The 20,677-nt window shown below is 75.2% G+C and carries 13 protein-coding genes, 1 tRNA gene and 1 pseudogene; 6 read left to right on the top strand and 9 right to left on the bottom strand.

Going from position 1 to position 20,677, the window contains the following annotated elements:
* Nucleotides 1-150 precede the first annotated feature (150 nt).
* The 4 genes from KBZ10_RS03630 to KBZ10_RS03615 all read left to right on the top strand — a co-directional run bounded on the left by KBZ10_RS03630 (nucleotide 151) and on the right by KBZ10_RS03615 (nucleotide 6,515).
* Complete coding sequence (locus KBZ10_RS03630; protein ID WP_247701729.1) at nucleotides 151-1,104, top strand: carbohydrate ABC transporter permease; 954 nt, start codon at nucleotides 151-153, stop codon at nucleotides 1,102-1,104.
* On the top strand, nucleotides 1,101-2,015 hold the full coding sequence (locus KBZ10_RS03625) for a carbohydrate ABC transporter permease (RefSeq protein WP_210985983.1): 915 nt from the start codon (nucleotides 1,101-1,103) through the stop codon (nucleotides 2,013-2,015). The genes KBZ10_RS03630 and KBZ10_RS03625 overlap by 4 nt, the downstream gene beginning before the upstream one ends.
* Nucleotides 2,012-4,063 carry a beta-galactosidase gene (locus KBZ10_RS03620; RefSeq protein ID WP_210985982.1) on the top strand — a complete coding sequence of 684 codons (2,052 nt, stop codon included), beginning with the start codon at nucleotides 2,012-2,014 and terminating at the stop codon, nucleotides 4,061-4,063. The genes KBZ10_RS03625 and KBZ10_RS03620 overlap by 4 nt, the downstream gene beginning before the upstream one ends.
* Nucleotides 4,064-4,328: 265 nt before the next feature.
* Nucleotides 4,329-6,515, top strand: a complete 2,187-nt coding sequence (locus KBZ10_RS03615; protein WP_210985981.1) for an alpha-galactosidase — start codon at nucleotides 4,329-4,331, stop codon at nucleotides 6,513-6,515.
* A gap of 31 nt (nucleotides 6,516-6,546) precedes the next feature.
* On the opposite strand, the gene KBZ10_RS03610 is transcribed toward KBZ10_RS03615, so the two are convergent.
* On the bottom strand, nucleotides 6,547-7,257 hold the full coding sequence (locus KBZ10_RS03610; RefSeq protein WP_210985980.1) for a DUF6629 family protein: 711 nt from the start codon (nucleotides 7,255-7,257) through the stop codon (nucleotides 6,547-6,549).
* 190 nt (nucleotides 7,258-7,447) lie between these two features.
* Nucleotides 7,448-8,224: a crotonase/enoyl-CoA hydratase family protein gene (locus tag KBZ10_RS03605; protein WP_210985979.1), complete on the bottom strand. Its 777-nt coding sequence runs from the start codon at nucleotides 8,222-8,224 to the stop codon at nucleotides 7,448-7,450.
* Nucleotides 8,225-8,366: 142 nt separating this feature from the next.
* Here KBZ10_RS03605 and KBZ10_RS03600 point away from each other — a divergent pair, with 142 nt between their 5' ends.
* Nucleotides 8,367-9,701: a PLP-dependent aminotransferase family protein gene (locus KBZ10_RS03600; RefSeq protein ID WP_210985978.1), complete on the top strand. Its 1,335-nt coding sequence runs from the start codon at nucleotides 8,367-8,369 to the stop codon at nucleotides 9,699-9,701.
* A 124-nt stretch (nucleotides 9,702-9,825) separates the two neighbouring features.
* Here the strand turns inward: KBZ10_RS03600 and KBZ10_RS03595 are convergent.
* Nucleotides 9,826-11,541, bottom strand: a pseudogene (locus tag KBZ10_RS03595) (putative bifunctional diguanylate cyclase/phosphodiesterase); the annotation flags it as partial.
* Nucleotides 11,542-12,380: 839 nt separating this feature from the next.
* On the opposite strand from KBZ10_RS03595, the gene KBZ10_RS03590 reads away from it, so the two are divergent.
* Nucleotides 12,381-13,691 carry a M6 family metalloprotease domain-containing protein gene (locus KBZ10_RS03590; protein ID WP_374223297.1) on the top strand — a complete coding sequence of 437 codons (1,311 nt, stop codon included), beginning with the start codon at nucleotides 12,381-12,383 and terminating at the stop codon, nucleotides 13,689-13,691.
* A 170-nt stretch (nucleotides 13,692-13,861) separates the two neighbouring features.
* Here the strand turns inward: KBZ10_RS03590 and KBZ10_RS03585 are convergent.
* From KBZ10_RS03585 to KBZ10_RS03560, 6 genes are all read right to left on the bottom strand, one after another.
* Nucleotides 13,862-13,935: transfer RNA gene (locus KBZ10_RS03585), tRNA-Lys, on the bottom strand.
* A 65-nt stretch (nucleotides 13,936-14,000) separates the two neighbouring features.
* Nucleotides 14,001-14,765: a bifunctional DNA primase/polymerase gene (locus KBZ10_RS29110; RefSeq protein WP_247701727.1), complete on the bottom strand. Its 765-nt coding sequence runs from the start codon at nucleotides 14,763-14,765 to the stop codon at nucleotides 14,001-14,003.
* A 465-nt stretch (nucleotides 14,766-15,230) separates the two neighbouring features.
* Nucleotides 15,231-15,605 carry a hypothetical protein gene (locus KBZ10_RS03575; protein WP_210985977.1) on the bottom strand — a complete coding sequence of 125 codons (375 nt, stop codon included), beginning with the start codon at nucleotides 15,603-15,605 and terminating at the stop codon, nucleotides 15,231-15,233.
* Between the two features lie 104 nt (nucleotides 15,606-15,709).
* Nucleotides 15,710-16,990 (bottom strand): AAA domain-containing protein, encoded by a 1,281-nt coding sequence (locus KBZ10_RS03570; RefSeq protein ID WP_307847180.1) that lies wholly within the window; start codon nucleotides 16,988-16,990, stop codon nucleotides 15,710-15,712.
* Nucleotides 16,991-17,318: 328 nt separating this feature from the next.
* Nucleotides 17,319-19,025, bottom strand: coding sequence for a hypothetical protein (locus KBZ10_RS03565; RefSeq protein ID WP_247701726.1), 1,707 nt, complete (start codon nucleotides 19,023-19,025; stop codon nucleotides 17,319-17,321).
* The gene (locus KBZ10_RS03560) at nucleotides 19,016-20,371 is read right to left on the bottom strand and encodes a hypothetical protein (RefSeq protein WP_210986082.1); all 1,356 of its coding nucleotides are present in this window, start codon (nucleotides 20,369-20,371) and stop codon (nucleotides 19,016-19,018) included. The genes KBZ10_RS03565 and KBZ10_RS03560 overlap by 10 nt, the downstream gene beginning before the upstream one ends.
* Between the last annotated feature and the right edge of the window lie 306 nt (nucleotides 20,372-20,677).

The raw sequence follows: 20,677 nt of genomic DNA, 5'->3' as shown, positions 1-20,677 counted from the left end.
GCGGCGTGCCGGCTCCGCCCCGCGCTCTCTCCGTCCCCCCTGCTCGGGGGCAGCCCGGGAGAGCCCGGGGGACACCGGCCGGAGAAGCCGCCGGGTCCCGCCCGGCCCCGCCCAGTCCAGCGACCAGGAAGCCCAGGAAGTAGCCCCGACATGACCGCCGTCCAGACAGCAGAGGCGGGAGCGGTGCCGCCCGCCGGACCGCCACCTCCCGCACCCGTTCCCCGGCGCAGGCGGCGGAACTGGGCCCCCGCCCTCTTCCTCCTGCCGTTCTTCGTGCCGTTCGTGCTGTTCACCCTGGTGCCCGTCGGCTACGCCTTCTCCCAGAGCCTGCTGCGCACCGAGCGGACCGGCGGCACCTTCGGCCGCCGCACGACCGTGTTCGCCGGATTCGACCAGTACGCGGAAGTGCTCGGTGATCCCGAGTTCCTCGCCGGCGTGGCGCGGGTGCTGGTCTTCGGGCTGGTGCAGATCCCGGTCATGCTGCTGCTCGCCCTGGTGCTGGCGCTGCTGCTGGACTCGACGGTGGCGCGCCTCAAGCGGTTCTTCCGGATCGCCTACTTCGTCCCGTACGGCGTCCCGGGCGTGATCGCCGCGATCATGTGGGCCTTCCTCTACGACCCGCGGCTGTCACCCATCGTGGATCTGCTGAAGGACGCCGGTGCGGAGCCGGACTTCCTCGGCTCGGGGATGATGCTCTGGTCCATCGGCAACATCGTCACCTGGACGTACACCGGCTACAACATGCTGATCATCTACGCCGCCCTGCAGGCCGTGCCCTCCGACATCTACGAGGCCGCGCGGATGGACGGCGCGAGCGAGGCGAAGATCGCCTGGCGGATCAAGGTGCCGATCCTCCGCCCCGCGCTCATCCTGACCGGCGTTTTCTCGATCATCGGGACGCTGCAGCTGTTCACCGAACCGCAGGTGCTGCGCTCCATCTCCACCAGCATCACCAGCACCTACACCCCGAACCTGGCCGCCTACTCGCTCGCCTCGGCGGACAACTACAGCGAGGCGGCCGCCATGTCGGTGACGCTGGCGCTGGCCACGTTCGTCCTGTCGTTCGGATTCCTCAAGCTCACGGGGCGAAAGGCGGACTCATGAGTATCCTCACCGACACCGCCGGCGCCCACACGCCCCGGCCGGCCGCCGCGGCGGCGAAACCGCGCGGCCCCCGCGACAGCCGCCTCTCGGTGATCGTCGCCACCGGCTTCCTGGCCCTGATCGCCGTCTACATGCTGCTGCCCGTGTTCTGGCTGGTGGTCTCGGCCACCAAGAGCCAGGGCGATCTGGTGGACTCCTTCGGCCTGTGGTTCTCCGAGTTCCACCTCGCCGACAATCTCTCGGCGCTGTTCGCGAAGCAGGACGGCGTGTTCCTGCCCTGGCTGCTCAACAGCCTGCTCTACGCGGGGGCGGGCGCGGCCGTCGGCACCCTGCTGTCGGCCATGGCCGGCTACGCGCTGGCCAAGTACCGCTTCCGGGGGCGGGAGCTGCTGTTCTCCGTCGTGCTCGGCGGGGTCCTCGTCCCGGCGACGGCCCTCGCGCTGCCGCTGTTCCTGCTGTTCGCCGAGGTGGGCGCCACCAACACCTTCTGGGCGGTCTTCCTGCCCAGCATCGTCAGCCCCTTCGGCGTGTACCTCTCGCGGATCTTCGCCGCCGCCTCCGTGCCGGACGAACTGCTGGAGGCCGCCCGGATCGACGGCTCCGGCGAACTGCGGACCTTCTTCACCCTGGCGCTCCGGCTGATGTCGCCCGCCATGGTGACGATCTTCCTCTTCCAGTTCGTCGTCGTCTGGAACAACTTCCTGCTGCCGCTGGTCATGCTCCAGGACGACCGCCTCTACCCCGTGACCCTCGGCCTGTTCACCTGGCAGTCCCAGGTCAGCCGCGACCCGTCGCTGCAGATCCTCAGCCTCACCGGCTCGCTCGTCTCGGTCGTGCCGATCGTCATCACCTTCCTGGTCCTCCAGCGCTACTGGAAGGCCGGCCTGGCCGCGGGGGCGGTGAAGGCATGAGCGGCGACGCGCTCCGGCGGCTGTCCGGCCGGCTCGGCGGCATCGCGTACGGCGGCGACTACAACCCCGAGCAGTGGCCGCGTGAGGTGTGGGACGAGGACGTCCGCCTCATGCGGGAGGCCGGCGTCAACCTCGTCACCGTCAACGTCTTCTCCTGGGCGTTCCTCGAACCCCGCCCGGGGGAGTACGAGTTCGGCCTCCTCGACGAGATCATGGACCTGCTCCACGCGGGCGGCATCGCCGTCGACCTGGCCACCGCCACGGCCTCGCCCCCGCCGTGGTTCTCGCTGCGGTACCCGGAGGCGCTGCCGGTGACCGCCGACGGCACCCGGCTCCGGCACGGCTCCCGGCAGACCTTCTGCCCCAGCAGCCCCGCGTACGCGGAGGCCGCGGGCCGGCTCGTCGAACGGCTCGCCGAGCGCTACGGCGACCACCCCGCCCTCGCCCTGTGGCACGTCCACAACGAGTGGGGCAACCACAACGCGCACTGCTTCTGCGACACCAGCGCCCAGGCGTTCCGGGACTGGCTCCGCGCACGGTACGGAGACCTCGACGGCCTCAACGAGGCCTGGGGCACGGCATTCTGGAGCCAGCGCTACGGCGACTGGGCGGAGGTCCTGCCCCCGCGCGCCACCGCCGCCGTCGCCAACCCGACCCAGCGGCTCGACCACTGGCGGTTCTCCTCGGACGCCCTCCTCGCACTCCACCGGCGGGAGGCCGCGATCCTGCGCCGGCTGTCGCCCGGTGTCCCGCTCACCACGAATCTGCTGGTGACGCTGGAGAAGAAGGTGGACGGATTCTCCTTCGCCCGCGAGTGCGACTTCGTCTCCGTGGACCAGTACCTCACCGCCGCGGACCCGGAGGCGCACATCGGCCTCTCCCTCGACGCCGACCTGGCCCGCGGCCTGGGCGGGGGCGCGCCGTGGCTGCTGATGGAACACTCCACCTCGGCCGTGAACTGGCAGCCCCGCAACGTCGCCAAGACGCCGGGGCAGATGCGGCGCAACAGCCTCGCGCACGTGGCGCGCGGCGCCGACGGCGTCCTGTTCTTCCAGTGGCGCCAGTCGAAGGCCGGCGCGGAGAAGTGGCACTCGGCGATGCTGCCGCACGGCGGCACGGACACCAAGACGTGGCGCGAGGTCACCGGTCTCGGCCGGGACCTCGCGGCGCTGGCCGAGGTGCGCGGCAGCCGCGTCGCGGCGGACGTGGCGCTCCTCTTCGACTGGAACGCCTGGTGGGCGCTGGAGATGGACGCCACCCCGTCGCGCGACGTGCGCTATCTCGACCTGGTCCGCGGCTGGTACGAGGCGCTGTGGTCGCTCGGGATCACCTGCGACCTCGTCCACCCCGGGAGCGACCTGAGCGGGCGCCGGCTGGTACTGGTCCCCCCCGGCCTCTGCCTGACGACGGACGCGGACGCGGCGTCGCTGGCCGCCTTCGTGCGGGACGGCGGGCATGCCGCCGTCGGCTTCTTCAGCGGCGTGGCGGACGAGAACGACCAGGTCCGGCTCGGCGGATATCCCGGCGCCTACCGGGAGCTGCTCGGGGTGCGGACGGACGAGTTCTTCCCGCTGCGCGAGGCGGAGACCGTCCGGCTCTCCGACGGCTCGCCGGCCACGGTGTGGACCGAACGGGTCGAGCCGCGCGGAGCGGAGACCGTCCTCTCCTTCGCCGCGGACCCCGCGTCGGGCGGTCCCGTGGCCGGGCATCCCGCCGTCACCCGACACGCCTTCGGCGAGGGCACGGCCTGGTACGTGGCGACCCGCCCGGACGCGGACGGCCTGCGGAGACTGCTGGGCCGCGTCTGCCGGGTGGCCGGGGTCGCCGCCGCCGCCGAGGTCCCGGCCGGGGTCGAGGCGGTGCGTCGGCACGGGCCGGAGGCCACGTATCTGTTCCTGATCAACCACACCGCGCGGGACGCGTCCGTCCCCGCGTCGGGCGTCGATCTCCTGAGCGGCGCGGCCGTGGACGGCAGGGCCGCGGTGCCTGCGGGGGATGTGATGGTGATCCGGGAACACCGGCCAGGAGGGAGCACCGCCGCCGGGTGACGCGGCCCTCGCCCCGCCGGGCCGGCCGGCGGCGCTCGCCGGGCCGCGGCCGGGCCGTCGACGGGTGGCGGACGGGTGGCGGACGGGCCGGCGCCGCGCCGCCGCTCACCGCCGGGCCGCCGGATGTCCGGGCGTCGCCGCACCCGGCCCCGTCCCGCCCGGCTACCGTCCCGCCCAACCGGCTGTCCGTCCCGTCCAACCGGCCGTCCAGCCCACTGCCCGTCCGCCCACTGACCGTCCGCCCACTGACCGAGGGTGCCCCGCCATGAACACCGACCGTTCCCCCCGCCTGCTGCACTTCCGCGCCGCCGGCACCAGCCTCGTCCTGGACTGCACGGGCGACCGCCTCCCCCGGATCCTGCACTGGGGAGCGGACCTCGGCGAGCGGCCGTCCGGCGGCCGCGACGGAACCGGGCACGGGGACGGTGACGGAACCGGCCTGGCCGGTCTCGCCACCGCGAGCCTCGCCCAGCTGGTCACCAGCGTCCCCGATGCCCCCGTGCCCGTGAGCGTGCTGCCCGAGCAGTCCGCCGGCTGGCTCGGCACACCGGGGCTCTCCGGCCACCGCGAGGGCACCGCCTTCTCCTGCGCGTTCACGGTCCGGGACCTGCGCACCCCGGGCCCCCGGTCGCTGGTCGTGGCGGCCGGCGACGAACAGGCCGGGCTCTCCCTGCGGCTGGAGCTGGAGCTGACGTCCTCCGGTCTCGTACGGCACCGGGCCTCCCTCACCAACGAGGGCGACCGCCCGTACACCCTGGACGCCCTTCAGCTCACCCTGCCGGTGCCCGCCCACGCCACCGAACTCCTCGACCTCACCGGCCGCCACCTCCGCGAACGGTCGCCGCAACGGCACGCGTTCACCCTGGGTACCCATCTGCGGGAGAACCGCCGCGGCCGCACCGGCGCCGACGCGACGCTCGTCCACGCGGCGGGGGAGCGGGGGTTCGGGTTCCGCGACGGCGAGGTGTGGGGCCTGCATGTGGCGTGGAGCGGAAATCACCGCTCGTTCGCCGAGCGGACCAACTCCGGGGTCTCCCTCCTCGGCGGCGGGGAGCTCCTGCTGCCGGGCGAGGTGCGCCTGGAGACCGGGGCCACCTACGACAGCCCCTGGATCCTCGGCTCGTACGGCCGGGGCCTCGACGCCGTGGCGGGCCGCTTCCACACCCATCTCCGGGAGCGTCCGCACCATCCGGCCGGGCCCCGCCCCGTCACCCTCAACACCTGGGAGGCGGTCTACTTCCAGCAGGACCTCGGCAGGCTCACCGCGCTGGCGGACGCGGCGGCGGAGGTCGGCGCGGAGCGCTTCGTCCTGGACGACGGCTGGTTCCGCGGGCGCCGCGACGACCGGGCCGGGCTGGGCGACTGGTATGTGGACCCGGAGGTGTGGCCGGAGGGGCTGCACCCGCTGGTGGCCCATGTCCGTTCCCTGGGACTGCAGTTCGGCCTCTGGGTGGAACCGGAGATGGTCAACCCCGACTCGGACCTGGCCCGGACCCACCCGGAGTGGGTGCTGTCGGCGGCCGGGCGGATGCCTCCCGAGGCACGCCACCAGCAGGTCCTGGACCTCGGGCGGCCCGAGGCGTCCGCGTATGTGCTGGAGCGGCTGGACGCCCTGGTCGCCGAGTACGCGATCGACTATCTGAAGTGGGACCACAACCGCGATCTGATCGACGCGGGCAGCGGCCCGTACGGCACCGGCGGGGTGCACGCCCAGACGACCGCCGTGTACGCGCTGATGGACGAGCTGCGCCGGCGGCACCCCGGGCTGGAGATCGAGTCCTGCTCCTCGGGCGGCGCCCGGGTGGACCTCGGGATCCTCGAACGCGCCGACCGGATCTGGGCGAGCGACTGCATCGACGCCCTGGAGCGCCAGGAGATCCAGCGCTGGACCGGTCTGCTGCTGCCCCCCGAGCTGATCGGCGCCCATGTCGGAGCACCCTCCTCCCACACCACGGGCCGTACCCACACCCTCGACTTCCGCGCCGGCACCGCGTTCTTCGGCCACCTGGGGATCGAGTGGGACCTCACCCGGGCAACGGCCGGTGAACGCCGGCGGCTCGCCGAGTGGATCGCGGCCCACAAGCGGCTGCGCCCGCTGCTGCACGGCGGAACCGTTGTCCGCGCCGACCATCCCGATCCGGCGCTGCTCGTGCACGGCGTCGTCGCGCCCGACCGGTCCCGCGCGGTCTACGCCGTGGTCCAGACCGCGACCAGCGTCCAGGCGCCGGCGGGCCCGGTACGTCTCCCCGGCCTGGCCGCGGACGCGCACTACGCGCTCACTCCGCTCCCGCCGGGAGACGAGCTCCGGGGGCCGGCCGTGAGCGGACTGCCGTGGTGGACGGCGGACGGGGTCCGGCTGTCGGGCCGCGCTCTCGCGGTCCTGGGCGTCCGGGCTCCCACCCTGCATCCGGAGAGCCTGGTGCTGATCGAGGCCCGGCGGCTCGCTCCCTGACCGTGGTGCGCCGGGGACGGCGCGGCGCGGCTCAGGGGGGCGGCGGTGCGCCGCGGCCGGTGCCCGCCCGCCGCCACACCCAGACCAGCAGCAGCACGGACGCCACCGCCGCGAACGCGCACCAGGTGGAGACGAACTCGGTCCGCCACAGCGTTCCGCAGGCCACCGCGCCGGCCGCGAGGACGGCACCGAGCAGCCGCAGCAGGGAATCGGCGGACAGCAGCAGGGCACCGAGCGTGGCCAGCAGGTACCCGGCCAGAACCAGCGGCATCAGCGGCACGTCGACGGCATAGCCGATGGTGCGGCCGCGGACCTCCGCCGTGACGGTCCCGGTGCCCAGGGAGTACGCGAGGACGGCCGCGGTGGCGCAGCCGGCCGCGACCGGGACCGCCGCGACCGGGACGGCAGCGATCCGTGCCCGAACGGCCGGACCGGTGGCGGTCCGGCCGCCCGCCGGCCCGTACCCGGGGCCGGTACCCGGCCGCCGCCGGGCGAGCAGCACACCCAGCGGGACCCACAGCGGCAGCAGGGGGAGCGCGATCACCGCCCAGGCGAGGACGAGCGGGCCGGAGCCCCCGCCGTCGCGCCAGAGGAAGGACTCGATGATCTGGTGGGCGCCGAGGAGCAGCGGCAGCGCGGCGAGGACGAGATCGCCGCGGCGGCGCACCCCGGCCAGCGCGGCCGTGCCCACCGCGGAGACGCCCGAGCCCGCCACGAGGTCGGCCGTCGCACTCCAGCACATGGCACCACCCGGGGAACGAGAGCCCGCGAACCGGAAGCCGGGACACCGCCGTCCCACGCTAAGTGATCATGACGGAGCCGGCCACCGGAGGCGGCCACCAGGTCGCCGGCCACCGGACCCCGGGCAGCGGGGAGCCCCGCCCGGCTCGGGTAGCCGTGCCCCGGCGTGGCCCCGGTCGGGCGCGTTGGGTTCAGCCGGTTACGGCTTCGCGGTCGAGGAACCGTCGCAGGCCGGTCTGTACACCGTCCGTGGGGGCGGTGGCGGCGAAGCAGGCCGCCTCGACCGCGAGTCCTTCGTCAATGGGCAGGTTGATGCCTCGTGTGACCGCGCGCAGGCAGGCCGCTACGGCCGTCGGTGTGTGCCGGATGATCCGTGCGGCCAGGTCCCGGCTCGCGTCGAGGAGTTCGTCGGCCGGTACGACGGTGTTGACGAGGCCGATCTCGGCGGCTCGGGCGGCCGGGATCGGTTCGCCGGTCAGGATCATCTCCAGGCCGCGTTTGCGGCCGACGTGGCGCGGCAGCCGCTGGGAGCCGCCGAAGGGCGGCGGAAAGCCGAGGGAGATCTCGGGCTTGGCGAAGGCCGCGTGCTCGGCGGCGATCGCGAGTGGCGCGGCCTCGGTGATCTCGCAGCCACCGCCGTAGGCGAGGCCGTTGACCGCGACGATCACGGGCTTGGGAAACTCCTCGATCCGCCGGGTCAGCGCGTGGCCCCGGCGGACGATCTCGCGCAGCGCACGCTCCGGCCCGCCGGCGATACTCTCCGCCAGCGAGGGGATGTCCGCGCCCGCGCTGAAGGCCCTGCGCCCGGCACCGGTCAGGACGACCGCCCGGACCCGGTCGTCGGAGTCGATGCGGTCGAGCTGGGCGAGCAGCGCGTCGATCGTCGGGTAGTCCAGGGCATTGAGCTTCTGCTCCCGGTCAATGGTGAGCACGACCACCTGGCCGTCCCGCTCGACGCGCACGCTCATGACGGGTACTCCGTTTCGCCTGGGTTTTTCGGACCCGCAAAGGCTATGAGCCGCGATCCAGGACGATCCAATCATTGTCCTGGATACATTGGAGCCCGCCGCTCGGCTTCAACACTCCTCCGCGACGGACAGCAGGTGCCGCATGCGATCCTCTTCCTACAAGGCCGTCGTCCACGAGTTCGCCGCGGCCATCCGCGCCGGCGCGATCCCGGCCGGCACCCGGCTCCCGACACACCGCGCTCTCGCGCGCGAACGGGGGATCGCGCTGGCCACGGCCACCCGGGTCTACGCCGAACTCGCGGCCCTGGGCCTGGTCGTGGGAGAGCCCGGCCGGGGAACGTTCGTGCGGGTGCGGTCCGGCTACGACGGGCTCGAACCGTCGCGAGCCCTGCCGGTGCCGCGGGTGGCCGACCTGTCGTTCAACCAGCCCCTGGCCCCCGGGCAGGCCGGCCTGCTGCGGCGGGCCCTGCGCACGATGGCGGTGTCGGGGGACGTCGAGGCGCTGCTGCGTCAGCACCCGCCGGGCGGACACCGCCACGACCGGGAGGTCGTGGCCACCTATCTGCTGGGGCGGGGGATCGACACGGTGCCGCACGACGTCCTGCTGACGAACGGGACCCAGCAGGCGCTCGACATCGTGCTGCGCGCTCTGACCCGGCCCGGCGACGGCCTCGCCGTCGACGCGCTCAGCTACCCGGGCATCAAGCTCCTCGCCTCGGCACACAGCCTTGACCTGGCTCCGATCCCGGTCACAGCCACGGGTCCGGACCTCGACGCGCTCGATCAGCTGTGCCGCGCCCGGTCCGTTCGCGCGGTCTACACGATCCCCACCGTGCACAATCCGCTCGGATGGGTGCTGGAACGGGAGCAGCGCGACCGGCTGGCCGCCATCGCCCGTGCACACGACTGCCTGATCATCGAGGACGGCACCTACGCGTTCCTCGAACCATCTCCCCCACCACCGTTGCAGGCCCTCGCGCCCGAACGCACCTGTTACGTCGCCGGCCTGTCCAAGAACATGGCACCCGGTCTGCGCTTCGGCTTCGCCGTACTGCCCGGCGGCCATGTGGAGAGTGCCACCAGGAGTCTTCGGGCGGCGGCCTGGGGCGCCCCTGGTCTCGTCACCGCGCTGGCGACCGGCTGGCTCTCGGACGGTACGGTGACGCGCCTGGAGAAGGACCGCCGCGAGGACGCCGCGGCCCGGCAGGACATCGCCCGCGCCGCGCTCGCCGGAATGAACGTCACGGCGCACCCGACCTCGTACACGGTGTGGCTCGGCCTGGAACCGCACCAGCGCCCTGATCACGTCGCGGCCGTGCTCGCGGAGGAAGGCATTCTCGTGTCCACGGCGGACGCTTTCGTCACCGGCCCGTATCGCCCGCAGGCTCTCCGGCTGGCCCTGGCCACCTTGGCCATGGGTGAGCTCGGGGCCGTGTTGCACCACCTGAGAGACACGATCGAGGCGATCCCGCCATGAGTCGGCGCCTCGCGTACCGCGCCCGTGTACCGCGTCCGCGCGACCCCGGGCGGTGTCCGCGACCGGGACCGGCGGGCCGGCCCCCGCCCCGGACGCGCCCGTCGGCCGGACGCGTCCCCCCGGCTCAGCCGTCCAGCAGTGACGACACCCGCTCCGGGTGCAGCGGCCGGGCGTAGTACCAGCCCTGCCCCGTGTCGCAGCCGAGCCGGCGCAGGCGGTCGGCCTGGTCCGCGTTCTCGACGCATTCGGCGGTGACGGTCAGGCCCAGCCGGTGGGCCAGGCCGACCAGCGCCTCGACGATGGTCTCGTCCGCCGGATTGGCGTGCGCCGTCTCCCGGAACCCGCGCACGAACGCCCCGTCCAGCTTCAGGACGGAGGCGGGGAGCCGGCTCAGATAGGCGAGGTTGGAGTAGCCGGTGCCGAAGTCGTCGATGGCGATGCTGACGCCCATGTCGCTCAGCGCCCGCAGCGCCTGCAGGGGGCGCCCGGCGGAGCCCATCACGGCCGACTCGGTCAGCTCCAGCTGGAGCAGGTGCGGCGGCAGGCCCGTCTCGGCGAGGATCGCCGCCACGTCGGCGACGAGATCGGAGTCCCACACCTGCCGGACGGCCACATTGACGCTGACGAAGATCGGTTTCTCCGGACGCTGCAATTGCCAGAGCCGGGCCTGCCGGCAGGCGTTGCGGAGCACCCAGCGCCCGAGCTGGACGATGGCGCCCTCCTCCTCGGCCAGCCCGATGAACCGATTCGGCCCCAGGGTGCCGAACTCCGGGTGCCGCCACCGGACGAGCGCCTCCACCCCCTGCAGGGCGCCGCCGTCCAGGCTCACCAGCGGCTGGTACTCGAGGGTGAACTCGCCCCGCTCGATGGCGGGCCGCAGCGTGCTGGCCAGCGCCTGCCGGTTGACCCGGTGGGCGTTGCGCTCCGGGTCGAAGAGGGTCCAGCGGGCCTTGCCGTCGGCCTTGGCCCAGTAGAGCGTGGTGTCGGCGGCCTGCATGAGGGCGGTCGCGGTGGTCCCGGCGGCCGCGCGCTCCACGACGCCGATGCTCGCCGACAGCGACAGCCGCTGACCGGCCAGGTCGAAGGGCTGCAGCAGGGCGTGGAGGACGGCGTCGGCGAGTTCGGAGAGCTGTTCGGTGCCGGTGGACTCCTCGACCAGGACGGCGAACTCGTCCCCGCCGAGACGGGCGACCAGATGGGCGCCGCGCCTGCCGTATCCGGCCCGGTCGGCGCAGTACACCAGGCGCTGGCCGACGGCGTGCAGCAGCCGGTCGCCGATGCGGTGCCCGAGGGTGTCGTTGACGGCCTTGAAGCCGTCCAGGTCCAGATAGCAGATGCCGATGCGGCCGCTGCCGCCGCCGTCCTGTCCGGCGGCGTCGAGCGCGGCGGCGAGCCGTTCGAAGAACAGGGCGCGGTTGGGCAGCCGTGTCACGGGGTCGTGCAGGCGCAGATGGTGCAGCCGGGCCTGGAGGTCGCGCCGGTCGCTGATGTTCGCGACCGACAGCAGCGCGCGGGAACGGGCGGTGCCGGGATCGTCCTCCGGGAGCGGTGCGACGGTGACCTCGGCCCAGAGGGGCCCGCCTTCGGGGTTCTTCAGCCGGCGGGTGCAGCGCATCCGTTCGCGGTGGCCGCGCAGCACCTCGCGGTACGCGGCGCGGGTGCCGGCGTCGTGACCGAGGTCGAGGAGTTCCGCGGCGGGTTCGGCGGCGAGCCGGGCGGGGTCGGCGCCGAGCAGGGTGCCGAGGGCGTGGTTGGCGGTGACGACTCTGCCGTCGCGGTCGAGGACGGCCATGGCGAGCCGGGCGGCGTTGAAGGCGGCTCGGTAGTCGCGCGTCTCGGCCGAGGGCGCGGAGCGGGTGGCCGGCGTGGTGCCGGGCCCGGCGGCCGGTACGGGGGTGAGACCGGTGGGCGGCGCGGGGGGTGCCGGTGTTGCCGGGCCCGGGGTGGGGGCGGTGCCCGGTGCCGTGCCGCGCGGGGGTGGCGCCGCCGCCCCGGGCCGCGCCGTGGTGGGCGGGACCGGCCGGGGGGCCGGCCGGTGGCCGGATGCCGGGGACGCCGGTGCCGGTGGTGCCGGTGGTGCCGCGGGCGTGGCCGGACGCGCCGTGGCCGGGCTGCCCGAGGGGGTGCGGCGCCACGCGGTCGCGGTGCGCGCGGGCGAGGGGCCGGCGGCCGGGGCGCCGGTGGGCGCGGGGCCCGGGGAGGGGTGGCCGGCGGCCGTCGGCGCGTGCGGGGAGGGCTCGGGCGGGTGCGGTGGAGGAGCTGTCCGGGACGCCGGGGACCGGCGGAAGACCTGGCTACTCTCCGTGAAGGTCGGCAGGGTGATTTCCGGTCCCGCACCTGGCCTGCTGGGTGATCCGCTCACCGTTCACTCCCGCTGAGGACTCGACTCGTACGGATGGCGGAACCGGCCGCTCCGGTCCCGTGAGGGCCTCCGGGGGGAGGGATCCGCGCTGGAAATGTGCCGATCATAGAGGTTGATGCCGTCTCGTTCCATCGAACGGCCCACGGAGGGGCGTACGGCAGAGCGGCTGTCCGATCGTTTCTGCAGGAAGCCGCCCGAACGTGCGATGACCAACGAGCGTGCGTGACGTTGAGTTACGTTCTGGCGCGCCGGTTCGCCTCACCCGACCGGGTCAAGGAAACAGGGCAAGTATGTAAATACCCCCGCACAGTGGACGCGTGTCCTGTCCCACGTCCGGGGAGGCCGACGTGTCGCACTCGCTGACGTCCGGGGGAGCGGAGGACCGGCCGGTCCGGTCCCGGCCGCGGCTCCGCCGGGCGGCCTCGGGGGCGATGTCCTTCACGGCGATGCTGGCCACCTCCCTGGTCGCCGGTCCCGCCACGGCGGCGGTGCTCGACGAGGCCTGCACCCTGACCCGCAGCGCGGTCCACCACTCGGAAGGGCTCGACACCTGGAACACGGCCTATCCGAAACCCCGCGACGAACTCCGCGCGGTCATGGCCTTCCTCTCCTTCCCGGACGCCGAGCCGGCCGTCACGCCGGACGCGCTCGTCTCCGACTACTTCCCGGAGACCGCACGGTTCTTCGAGCGCGCCTCGTACGGAAAGTTCCGGCTCCGCGTCGACGCCGTGCGCACCTGGCTGGAGATGCCCGCCGCCTCCACCACCTACGGCATAGGGCGGGACTGGGACACCGAACTGCGGGCGGCCTACCTGGGTGACGCGATGGGCCTGGCCGACCGGGTGGTGGACTTCTCGGACTACGACATCGTCTACCTGGTCGCGGACCCGGACGCCCCGGGTGTCGACTCGGACGCCACCAAGGTCGTCAACTTCGAGGAGCCGATGCGCGTCGACGGGGCGGAGGTCCAGAGAATCGTCACCGTCTTCGAGCAGCGGCCGCCGGACCGCAACGTGCTCGCCCATGAGACCGGCCACGTGTTCGACCTGCCGGATCTCTACCACCGGCCGAAGAACGGCAAGGGGGACTGGGACACCCATGTGGGCGACTGGGACCTCATGGGCAGCCAGTTCGGTCTGGCGCCGGACTTCTTCGGCTGGCACAAGTGGAAGCTGGGCTGGCTGGACCGGGGGGACGTCAACTGCGTGCGGGGCGCGGGCGGGAGCGCGCACCTGCTCGTGCCCGTCGCGGCGCGGGCCGGGCGCGGCGCGGTCCCCGGCCCCCGGCTCCTGGTGATCCGTACCGGCCCCTCGACGGTCCTCGCCGTCGAGGCCCGTGCCGCCGTGGGCAACGACCTGACCACGTGCGCCGAGGGGGTGCTCGTCTACCGGGTGCACAGCGAGACGGACTCCGCCGAGGGCCCCGTCGAGGTCCTGGACGGGCATCCCGGAACGGAAGCCTGCTGGGACCGCTCCGTCCATCCGGCGCTGGCGGACGCCCCGCTGCGGGTGGGGGAGCGGTTGACGGACGAGGAGAGCGGCGTCTCCGTGGAGGTGCTCGGCACGGACACGCGGGGACGCTGGACGGTGCGGGTGGACCGGCCCGAGGAGCCGTCCGGGGAACTGTGAACCCGGCACAGGCAGATCGGGCGGGCCCGGGCCGGACCGTGCGGGAGCGGCCCCGCCCGCTCGCGGGCGCCCGTGGGGGCCTGCGAGCGAGCCCGCCGGTATGAGCCCGTACATGACGAAGGGCTTCCCCGCCGAAGCGGAAAAGCCCTGGTCAACGGTGGAACCGTAAGTGCGCCGCCAGGGACTCGAACCCCGGACCCGCTGATTAAGAGTCAGCTGCTCTAACCAACTGAGCTAGCGGCGCCTGACGAGGAAGACACTAGCATCCGTATCCGGGTCCGCGAAAATCGATGAGCCGGGGCGGCTGCCTCACCGCGCGCCGGTGGGAGCGGTGAGAGCCGGGACGGGAAGCGGCCGGCGGGCCGCCGCACCGCCCGGAACCGCCCGGGCGCAGCCCCACCGCAGCACCTCACCGCCGGGCAGCCACGGATGCCGGACGTCGGGCGCCGCCAGCCAGCGCGACAGCGGCTGACGGGCCGTACCGGCACCGGCACCGGTACCGGTACCGCGGCCCGGGGCAGCGGTCGCGGGAACGCCGGTGACCAGGCCGCCGAGGCCGCCGGAGCCGCCCGCCACGGGCACCGGAGGCTTCCCCGGGGCGGCGAGGGCGGACGCGGGAAGGCGCAGCGGCGGCACGGTCACCGTGTCCCCCGTGCCATGGCAGAGCAGCGGCGGCACGGACCCGCCCCACTCCGCCGCGGCGAGCAGGGCGGGCAGCCGCCGGGCCGTGCCGGGCTCGGCGAACAGCAGCAGCCGTCCGCGGTGCACGGCCACCGGCCCGGAGCCGGGACCTTCCGACCACAGCCGGTCCAGCAGCCGCCGCCCGAACATGCCCGGGGCGCTGATCACGTCGAACGCCGTGCCGCAGGGCAGGACGGCCGGGACCTCCGGGCGGGCCGCCCAGCGCGCCAGGATCCGCTGCGGGGCCGGGGCGGCCGACGCGAGCCAGGCCGCCCCGGCGGCGGTGACCCGGGCCGGGACGAGGGAGCCGTCGTCCGGCGCGGGAGCCCGGAAGAGGGCGAAGCGGGTGGATCCGTCGGGGTGCTGCCACGGTCGCGGCTGCCAGTCGCTCATGGCGTCCATGTCTATCGGTCGGAGCCCCCGCGTACCCGGTGCTTGCCGGAATTCGGCGGGGCGTGGCGGGATGGGTGCGCTCCCGCTCCGCCGTTGCCGGGGGAGAAGAGGCCCCGGTGGCCCCTGGGACGCCCGGCGACCCCCGGTGGCTCCCGCCGTCCGCGGGCGGCCCCGGGGACGGCGGGGCCTCCGTCCGGGTACATCGTTCCACCGGTGGTGGAGGGCCGTTCCGGGCGCCGGCCCCCCCGGGGCGCGGTGCGGAAGTGGTTCGCGGGGCGGCTCGGGGACGGTCCGGGGGGACGGTTCGGGTGTCCCCCTCCCGGTGTCCCTCCCCGCCCGGATGGGCGGCGCCGCGCGCGATGCGGTCCACGGGTCCCGTGCGCGACGCGATCGCACCGCGCCGGACCGACGGGCGCCGTCGCCGTCGTCCGTCGCGGGCGCCGTCGCCGGCGTGGGCAGCCGTGCTCAGTCCGCGGAGGGGTCGCTGTCGCGGAGCAGTTCGCGACCGAAGTCGATCATGCGGCGGGTGTAGTCCTCCGACCACTCCGCGCGCTCGGCGATGGCCGCCTCCGGCAGCCGGTCGAACCGCTTGGGGTCGGCCAGCTGCGCCGCCGCGATCGCCTGGAACTCCGTCGCCCGGTCGGCGGCCGCGCGGAACGCCAGCGTCAGCTCCGTCGAACGGGACAGGAGCTGCCGCGGGTCCTCGATCGACTCCAGATCGAAGAAGTGCTCGGGGTCCGCGACCGCCTCGGGCGGCTCGAAGAGCAGCGCCGCCGGCTTGCGGTGGCGCGGCATCCCGCCGCGGTCGCGGTGATCGGGAGCCGAATGCGGCTCGGTCATCTACGTGCCTCCCGGCTGTTCGGTTCGCTCGGGTGTCCGGACGGGCCTCCCGCGTCCGCGCACCCCGTCCATTGTCCAGGGACGCGCAAGAGGGCGCCGGGGCGTCACGGCTGCCAGCGCACCCGGTGCTCCCGCAGCCGCGTCATCACGGCGTGGTTGGCCTCCCAGCCGTCGGGGAACTTCACGGTCACCCCCAGCTGCACCGGTTCCGTGGACGGGTGCCCGTCCAGCAGCTCCGTCACGCCCTCCCGGCACACCACGACGCACGCGTGGCGGTGCCGCGAGGTCAGCACGCACAGCCGGCCGGTCTCCAGGTGGAAGGCCGTGGCGTCGGGGCGGCCGGAGAGCGGGTGCAGGACGACCGTCACATCGAACTCCCGGCCCTGCAGCCGGTTGGCCGTGTCCACGGTGACCTCGCCCGCGCCCAGCGCGGCGAGCGCCTCCCGGACGGCCGCCGCCTGGTCCCGGTGGGCCGTGCCGACCGCGATCCGGTCGGCCGCCAGCGGCGCCGCCTCCCGGCGCTCGTCCGACGTCACCCCGCGCCGGTCCAGCAGCCGCCGCACCACCCGGGCGACGGCGCCCACCGCCTCCGGATCGGTGCGGGGCGTGTGCCCCGCGGGCAGCTCCAGCAGCCCCCAGCCGGACGCGGCGGCCTCGTCCAGCACCCGGTCCACCGGCGAACCGTCCGCGGCCGCGCCGAAGGCCAGCCGCCGGTCGCCCGGCCCCGTGCCGCTGCGGAACGGCGTGTACGGATAGAAGGCGCCGGACACCAGCGGCGCCGCCGACGCGGGCAGCCGCCACGAGACCGGCAGCCGGTGCTGCGGCAGCGCCGGGTTGTGTGCCAGCAGGGTCGACACGGCGCTGGCCGAGGGGTCGTACGACAGCCCCGCCCACTGCTCGGCGCCGACCACGCTGAACGGATCCAGCTGCCCCGGATCGCCGACGAACAGCGCACGCTCGAAAAGGCCCGCGACGGCCAGCAGGGCGTCCGAGCGCATCTGGTAGGCCTCGTCGACGATGGCGTGCCGCCAGGGCTCGGTGTCCCTGACATGGGCCCACTTGGCAGCCGTGGAGACCACGACCTCCATGCCCGCGAGGTCGGCCGCCTTGGCGGAGGTGCGGACCGAGGGATGCCCGTCGAGGATCTTGTCGTACGCGTCGGGGTCGCTGCTGTGCAGCCGGCCGACGGGGAGATCCGGGTCGGCGGTCGCCAGCCGGTCGACGAGATCGTCCACCTGCGCGTTCGTCTGTGCCACCACCATCAGGCGGTGCCCGGCCGCGGCCAGTTCGCGCGCGGCCCGGACGACCAGGGTGGACTTGCCCGCGCCGGGCGGGGAGTCCACGACCACACCGCGGTACGGGCTGTGCAGGGTGTCGTGGAGGATCGCCGCGGTCGCGCGGGCCGCCTCCGCGCCGGGGCCGGACGCGGCGCGGCCCGGCGCCCGGGGATCCCGCGGCCCGGGGCCGCCGCCGCTCTCCGCCGGGGGCCGGGACGGTGAGGGGAGGCCGGTGCCGGTCACGGGGCTTCCTTCCGGGGCGCCGGGACCGGCACCAGCGCGGGGCGAACGGGCCGGTTCGCTGCCGGGGCGTGCGGGTTCCCGGCGGGCGCGGCGGCGAGGACGGGCGCTCCGCCCGGGGCCGGTGCGCCGTCACGCTCCGCCGCCGGGCTCCGGCTTCCGGCGCCGCCGGGGGCGGCCGGTGGGGACACGCGGATCACAGGAAGTCCTCCGGGGTCGTCGGATCCGGGCTGGTGTCGAGCACGACGGGCCGTCCGGCGGGGGCGGCGCGGCCGGGTTCGGCGGCACCGTCCGCGCCGGCGGTACCGGCCGCTCCGCCGCCGCCGTCCCCGCCCGGGCCCGCGGCGACCGGCGGGCCGCCGTGGGTCCACGGGGTCCGCTCCGGGTCGGGCAGGTCGGGCCCGCCCCGGGGAGCGTGCTCGAACAGCGTCCAGCACACGCGGTCGCCCGGCTCCGGCACCGAACCCTCGGCCGGCACCTTGCCGCGGCCCATGCCGCCGGTCAGCCGGACGACGACGCCCTCCTGCCGGTGCTCCACGAACTCCCCGGGCTGGCTCCCGCCGTCGGCCAGGGCCCGGTACACCTTCGTGCGCTCCGTCAGATGCGGCAGGTCCTCCGTCCGGACCGTGAGCAGGGGGCGCGGCATCGGCCGCCGCCCCTCCGAGTGGGCCATCTCCACGGCCGCGACCTCACCCGCGAACGCCTCGCCGGCCAGCCGCCGGGCCGCCATCACCAGCGGATCGTCCAGCGCCTCCTGGGCGTCGAGCCGGGCCTGCGCCGTCTCCCGCGTGGCGAGCTTCTGGGCGGCCGTCACCGCGTCGTCCCGCTTGGGCTGCGGCGGCTCGCCGGCCCGGACCCGGTCCCGGTGCGCCGTGTACGACCAGCGGTCCCGCTTCCACCGGTCGGCCACACGGCCGCCGGGCGGCAGCGCCCGCAGCAGGTCGACCCCGCGCCACAGGGCGTCCCAGGTGGGCCGCAGCTGGCTCTCGACCAGGGCGCGGATCTCCGCCTCCGCCGCCGTCACGTCCCGGCGCGCGTCGCGCAGCCGCCCGGGCGCCCCCGCCTCCGCCGCCTCCGCCGCGGCCGCCGCCTCCGAGCGCGCCCGGTCGTAGCGGCCCATCGCCGGTGCCAGCCGCTTGTTGTCGAACGCCGGGTCGGTCGCCGGGCCGGCGGGCGGGCACAGCAGCAGCCCGTCCCCGTCGCGCTCCACCTCCGCGCGGAGCGCCGCCTCGGCGCCGGTCAGGCCCTCCGGCGGGTCGATCCAGCCGAGCAGCGCGCCCAGATGCTGGTCCTCGGCGCCGCTCTGGCCGGTGGTCCAGTGCCGCGACAGCAGCCCCGTCATCGGCAGCAGGAGGGACGAGCCCGGCACCCGGGCCCGTTCGCCGTAGTGCGTCAGCCAGCGTCCGAGCAGGGGGACCCGGGGCGGCGCCGGGTGAGGCGCCTCCGGATCCTGCTCGGCGGTGCGCCGGAAGCGCATGGAACGCCCCAGCAGCCGGACGAACGAGACACCGGCCGTGCTGGGCACCAGCAACTGCGGTGCGTCCGCGCAGAGTTCGACCTGTACCGGCACCTTTCTGCCGGACTCCGGGTCGGTCTCCTTGCGCTCCTCCAGTTCGACGCCGTCCGCGTAGGCGTCGATGTACGGCAGCAGCACCTCGGCGAGGTCCGCCAGGAAGGCGGACCGCAGATCGCGGTCGCGCGGCTGCGGCACCACCAGCAGCCGCGGCGCGGAGCGGTCGGTGCCCGCCAGGGCCCCGAGCGGGGCGCCCGCCTCACCGGCCGTCGTCAGCGGGACGAAGGCCATCGGCCGGTCGGAGAGGTGCCGGTGCCGCACTGTGGCACCGGGCCGGGCCCGCCCGGCGGCCACGGCCTCCATCCGCGCGAGGGTGGTGATCAGCGACATGCGGAGTCTCCCTTCCCGCGGCCGGGGGCGGGGAGTTCCGTACCCGGCGCGGCGCTTCCCGCGGCGGCCAGGGCTTCCGCGCGCAGGGCCGCCGCCCGGCGGAGCGCGGCCACGGCCGGATCCGCCGGGTCCCCGTGCTCGCCGGAAGCCGCCTCCAGCACGCTCTCCACCGTGGTGAGTCCGCCCAACTCGCCCCGCACGCCGCGCCCCAGCGCCTCCACGGCCCCGGTCTCACGGGACCGGGCCCGGCAGTGGAAGGCCAGTTCGCAGGCGGCCAGGCACTCCGGGGCGTAAGCGGCGGGCACCGCCTCGACGGCGGCCGTCAGCTCCGCCGCCGGCCTGGTCGGCGTCCTGCCGTCGTCCGCGAGCCGCAGATCGAAGGTCGTGCCCTCGGGGAGTGCCGCCGCGATGTCCTCGACGCGGGTCAGCCGGTCCAGCTGCCGCCGGGTGACGGCCAGTTGCTTGCGCACGTCGACGGGCTCGGCCGTGGGGAGGTTGGAGAAGTCCCTGGGGCAGACCAGCAGGACCGTGGACCGCACCCGCCCGGCCCCGTGCCGCGCCGGGCCCGGCGGCTCCCCGGGCCCGGAGTCTCCGGCGGGGCCCCCGGGCCGGCGCTGGTCCGCCGCGTGCGGCGCGTCCGCCGTATCCGCCGTATCCGCCGGGTGCGCCGTATCCGCCGGGTGCGCCGTATCCGCCGCGCGGGCCGGTGCCGGGAGCGCGGCCGCCTCGCCGGGGCCCGGCTCCCGGTCGGCCTCCTCCGCCAGCTCGCGCAGCGCCAGGACGTACACCGCCGCTTGCCGGGCCGCCGCGCCGACCTTCGCCGGGTCCGCCGAACCGTCCACGACGGGGAAGGACTTGATTTCCACGACCGTGCAGCTCCCGTCCGGATGCACGGCCACCGCATCGGGTTCCAGCGTGGCCGGGGAACCGGCGACGTCGAGCCGCACCATCGGATGGAACAGCAGGGTCCAGCCCCCGGTGGCGAAGGCTTCGGCCAGCGCCAGCCGGGTGCGGGCCGTACGGCCCGCCGGGCCGGGCGCGGAGAGATCGGGCACCCGCACCTCACCCGGCTCCGGAGCGGGCCCCACACCACCGAAGCGTTCGCGCAGAAGCCGGATCAGCTCCGCGCCGTCGTCGGCCCGGACCCGCGCCTCGAAGACGTTGCCCCGGACGAAGGCGAACTCCGAGCGGCCGAAGCCGGCCGGGGACCCGAGGGCCCTGGCGAGGGCCGACTTGTCGACTCCGGCCCCGTCGAGCAGCGCCCGGCGGCGGCAGCCCGGATTGGCGGCCAGCGCGGCCAGGGCGCGGGCGTCCAGCGGACGGGGCGCGGCGTCCGGTCCGCGCAGCTCGGCGAGCCGCTGCCGGAGTGCCGCGGCCGGCGGCGGCGCGGGCCCCGGCGGCGCCGCCGGGGCGGCCGTCGCGTCGTGGCGGTGGAAGGAACCGTTCACCCGCCGAAGTCTCGCATCCCCCACCGACAACCGCGGTGGCCCCCTGTGCCGCGCGCCCGCGCCGTGCCCTCGCCCGGCGCGGGTCCGGCACCCGTCCGGCGTCCCGTGCCCGGCCCGTTACCGTGACCGGTCCGTCCCCGGCGCCCGGTCGGTGTCCCCGGTCGCACACCACGCTCACCACGGCCGTTCCCGGGGGCCGCCGGT

Source organism: Streptomyces sp. F63 (genome assembly GCF_018070345.1).
GTDB lineage: Bacteria > Actinomycetota > Actinomycetes > Streptomycetales > Streptomycetaceae > Streptomyces.
This window is presented reverse-complemented; position numbering and strand designations above follow the sequence as displayed.

What these genes read in the sequence shown, in the direction of transcription:
- KBZ10_RS03630 (WP_247701729.1), top strand. Translation starts at nt 151, where the DNA reads ATGACCGCCGTCCAGACAGCAGAGGCGGGAGCGGTGCCGCCCGCCGGA.
- KBZ10_RS03625 (WP_210985983.1), top strand. Translation starts at nt 1,101, where the DNA reads ATGAGTATCCTCACCGACACCGCCGGCGCCCACACGCCCCGGCCGGCC.
- KBZ10_RS03620 (WP_210985982.1), top strand. Translation starts at nt 2,012, where the DNA reads ATGAGCGGCGACGCGCTCCGGCGGCTGTCCGGCCGGCTCGGCGGCATC.
- KBZ10_RS03615 (WP_210985981.1), top strand. Translation starts at nt 4,329, where the DNA reads ATGAACACCGACCGTTCCCCCCGCCTGCTGCACTTCCGCGCCGCCGGC.
- KBZ10_RS03610 (WP_210985980.1), bottom strand. Translation starts at nt 7,257, where the DNA reads ATGTGCTGGAGTGCGACGGCCGACCTCGTGGCGGGCTCGGGCGTCTCC.
- KBZ10_RS03605 (WP_210985979.1), bottom strand. Translation starts at nt 8,224, where the DNA reads ATGAGCGTGCGCGTCGAGCGGGACGGCCAGGTGGTCGTGCTCACCATT.
- KBZ10_RS03600 (WP_210985978.1), top strand. Translation starts at nt 8,367, where the DNA reads ATGCGATCCTCTTCCTACAAGGCCGTCGTCCACGAGTTCGCCGCGGCC.
- KBZ10_RS29110 (WP_247701727.1), bottom strand. Translation starts at nt 14,765, where the DNA reads ATGAGCGACTGGCAGCCGCGACCGTGGCAGCACCCCGACGGATCCACC.
- KBZ10_RS03575 (WP_210985977.1), bottom strand. Translation starts at nt 15,605, where the DNA reads ATGACCGAGCCGCATTCGGCTCCCGATCACCGCGACCGCGGCGGGATG.
- KBZ10_RS03565 (WP_247701726.1), bottom strand. Translation starts at nt 19,025, where the DNA reads ATGTCGCTGATCACCACCCTCGCGCGGATGGAGGCCGTGGCCGCCGGG.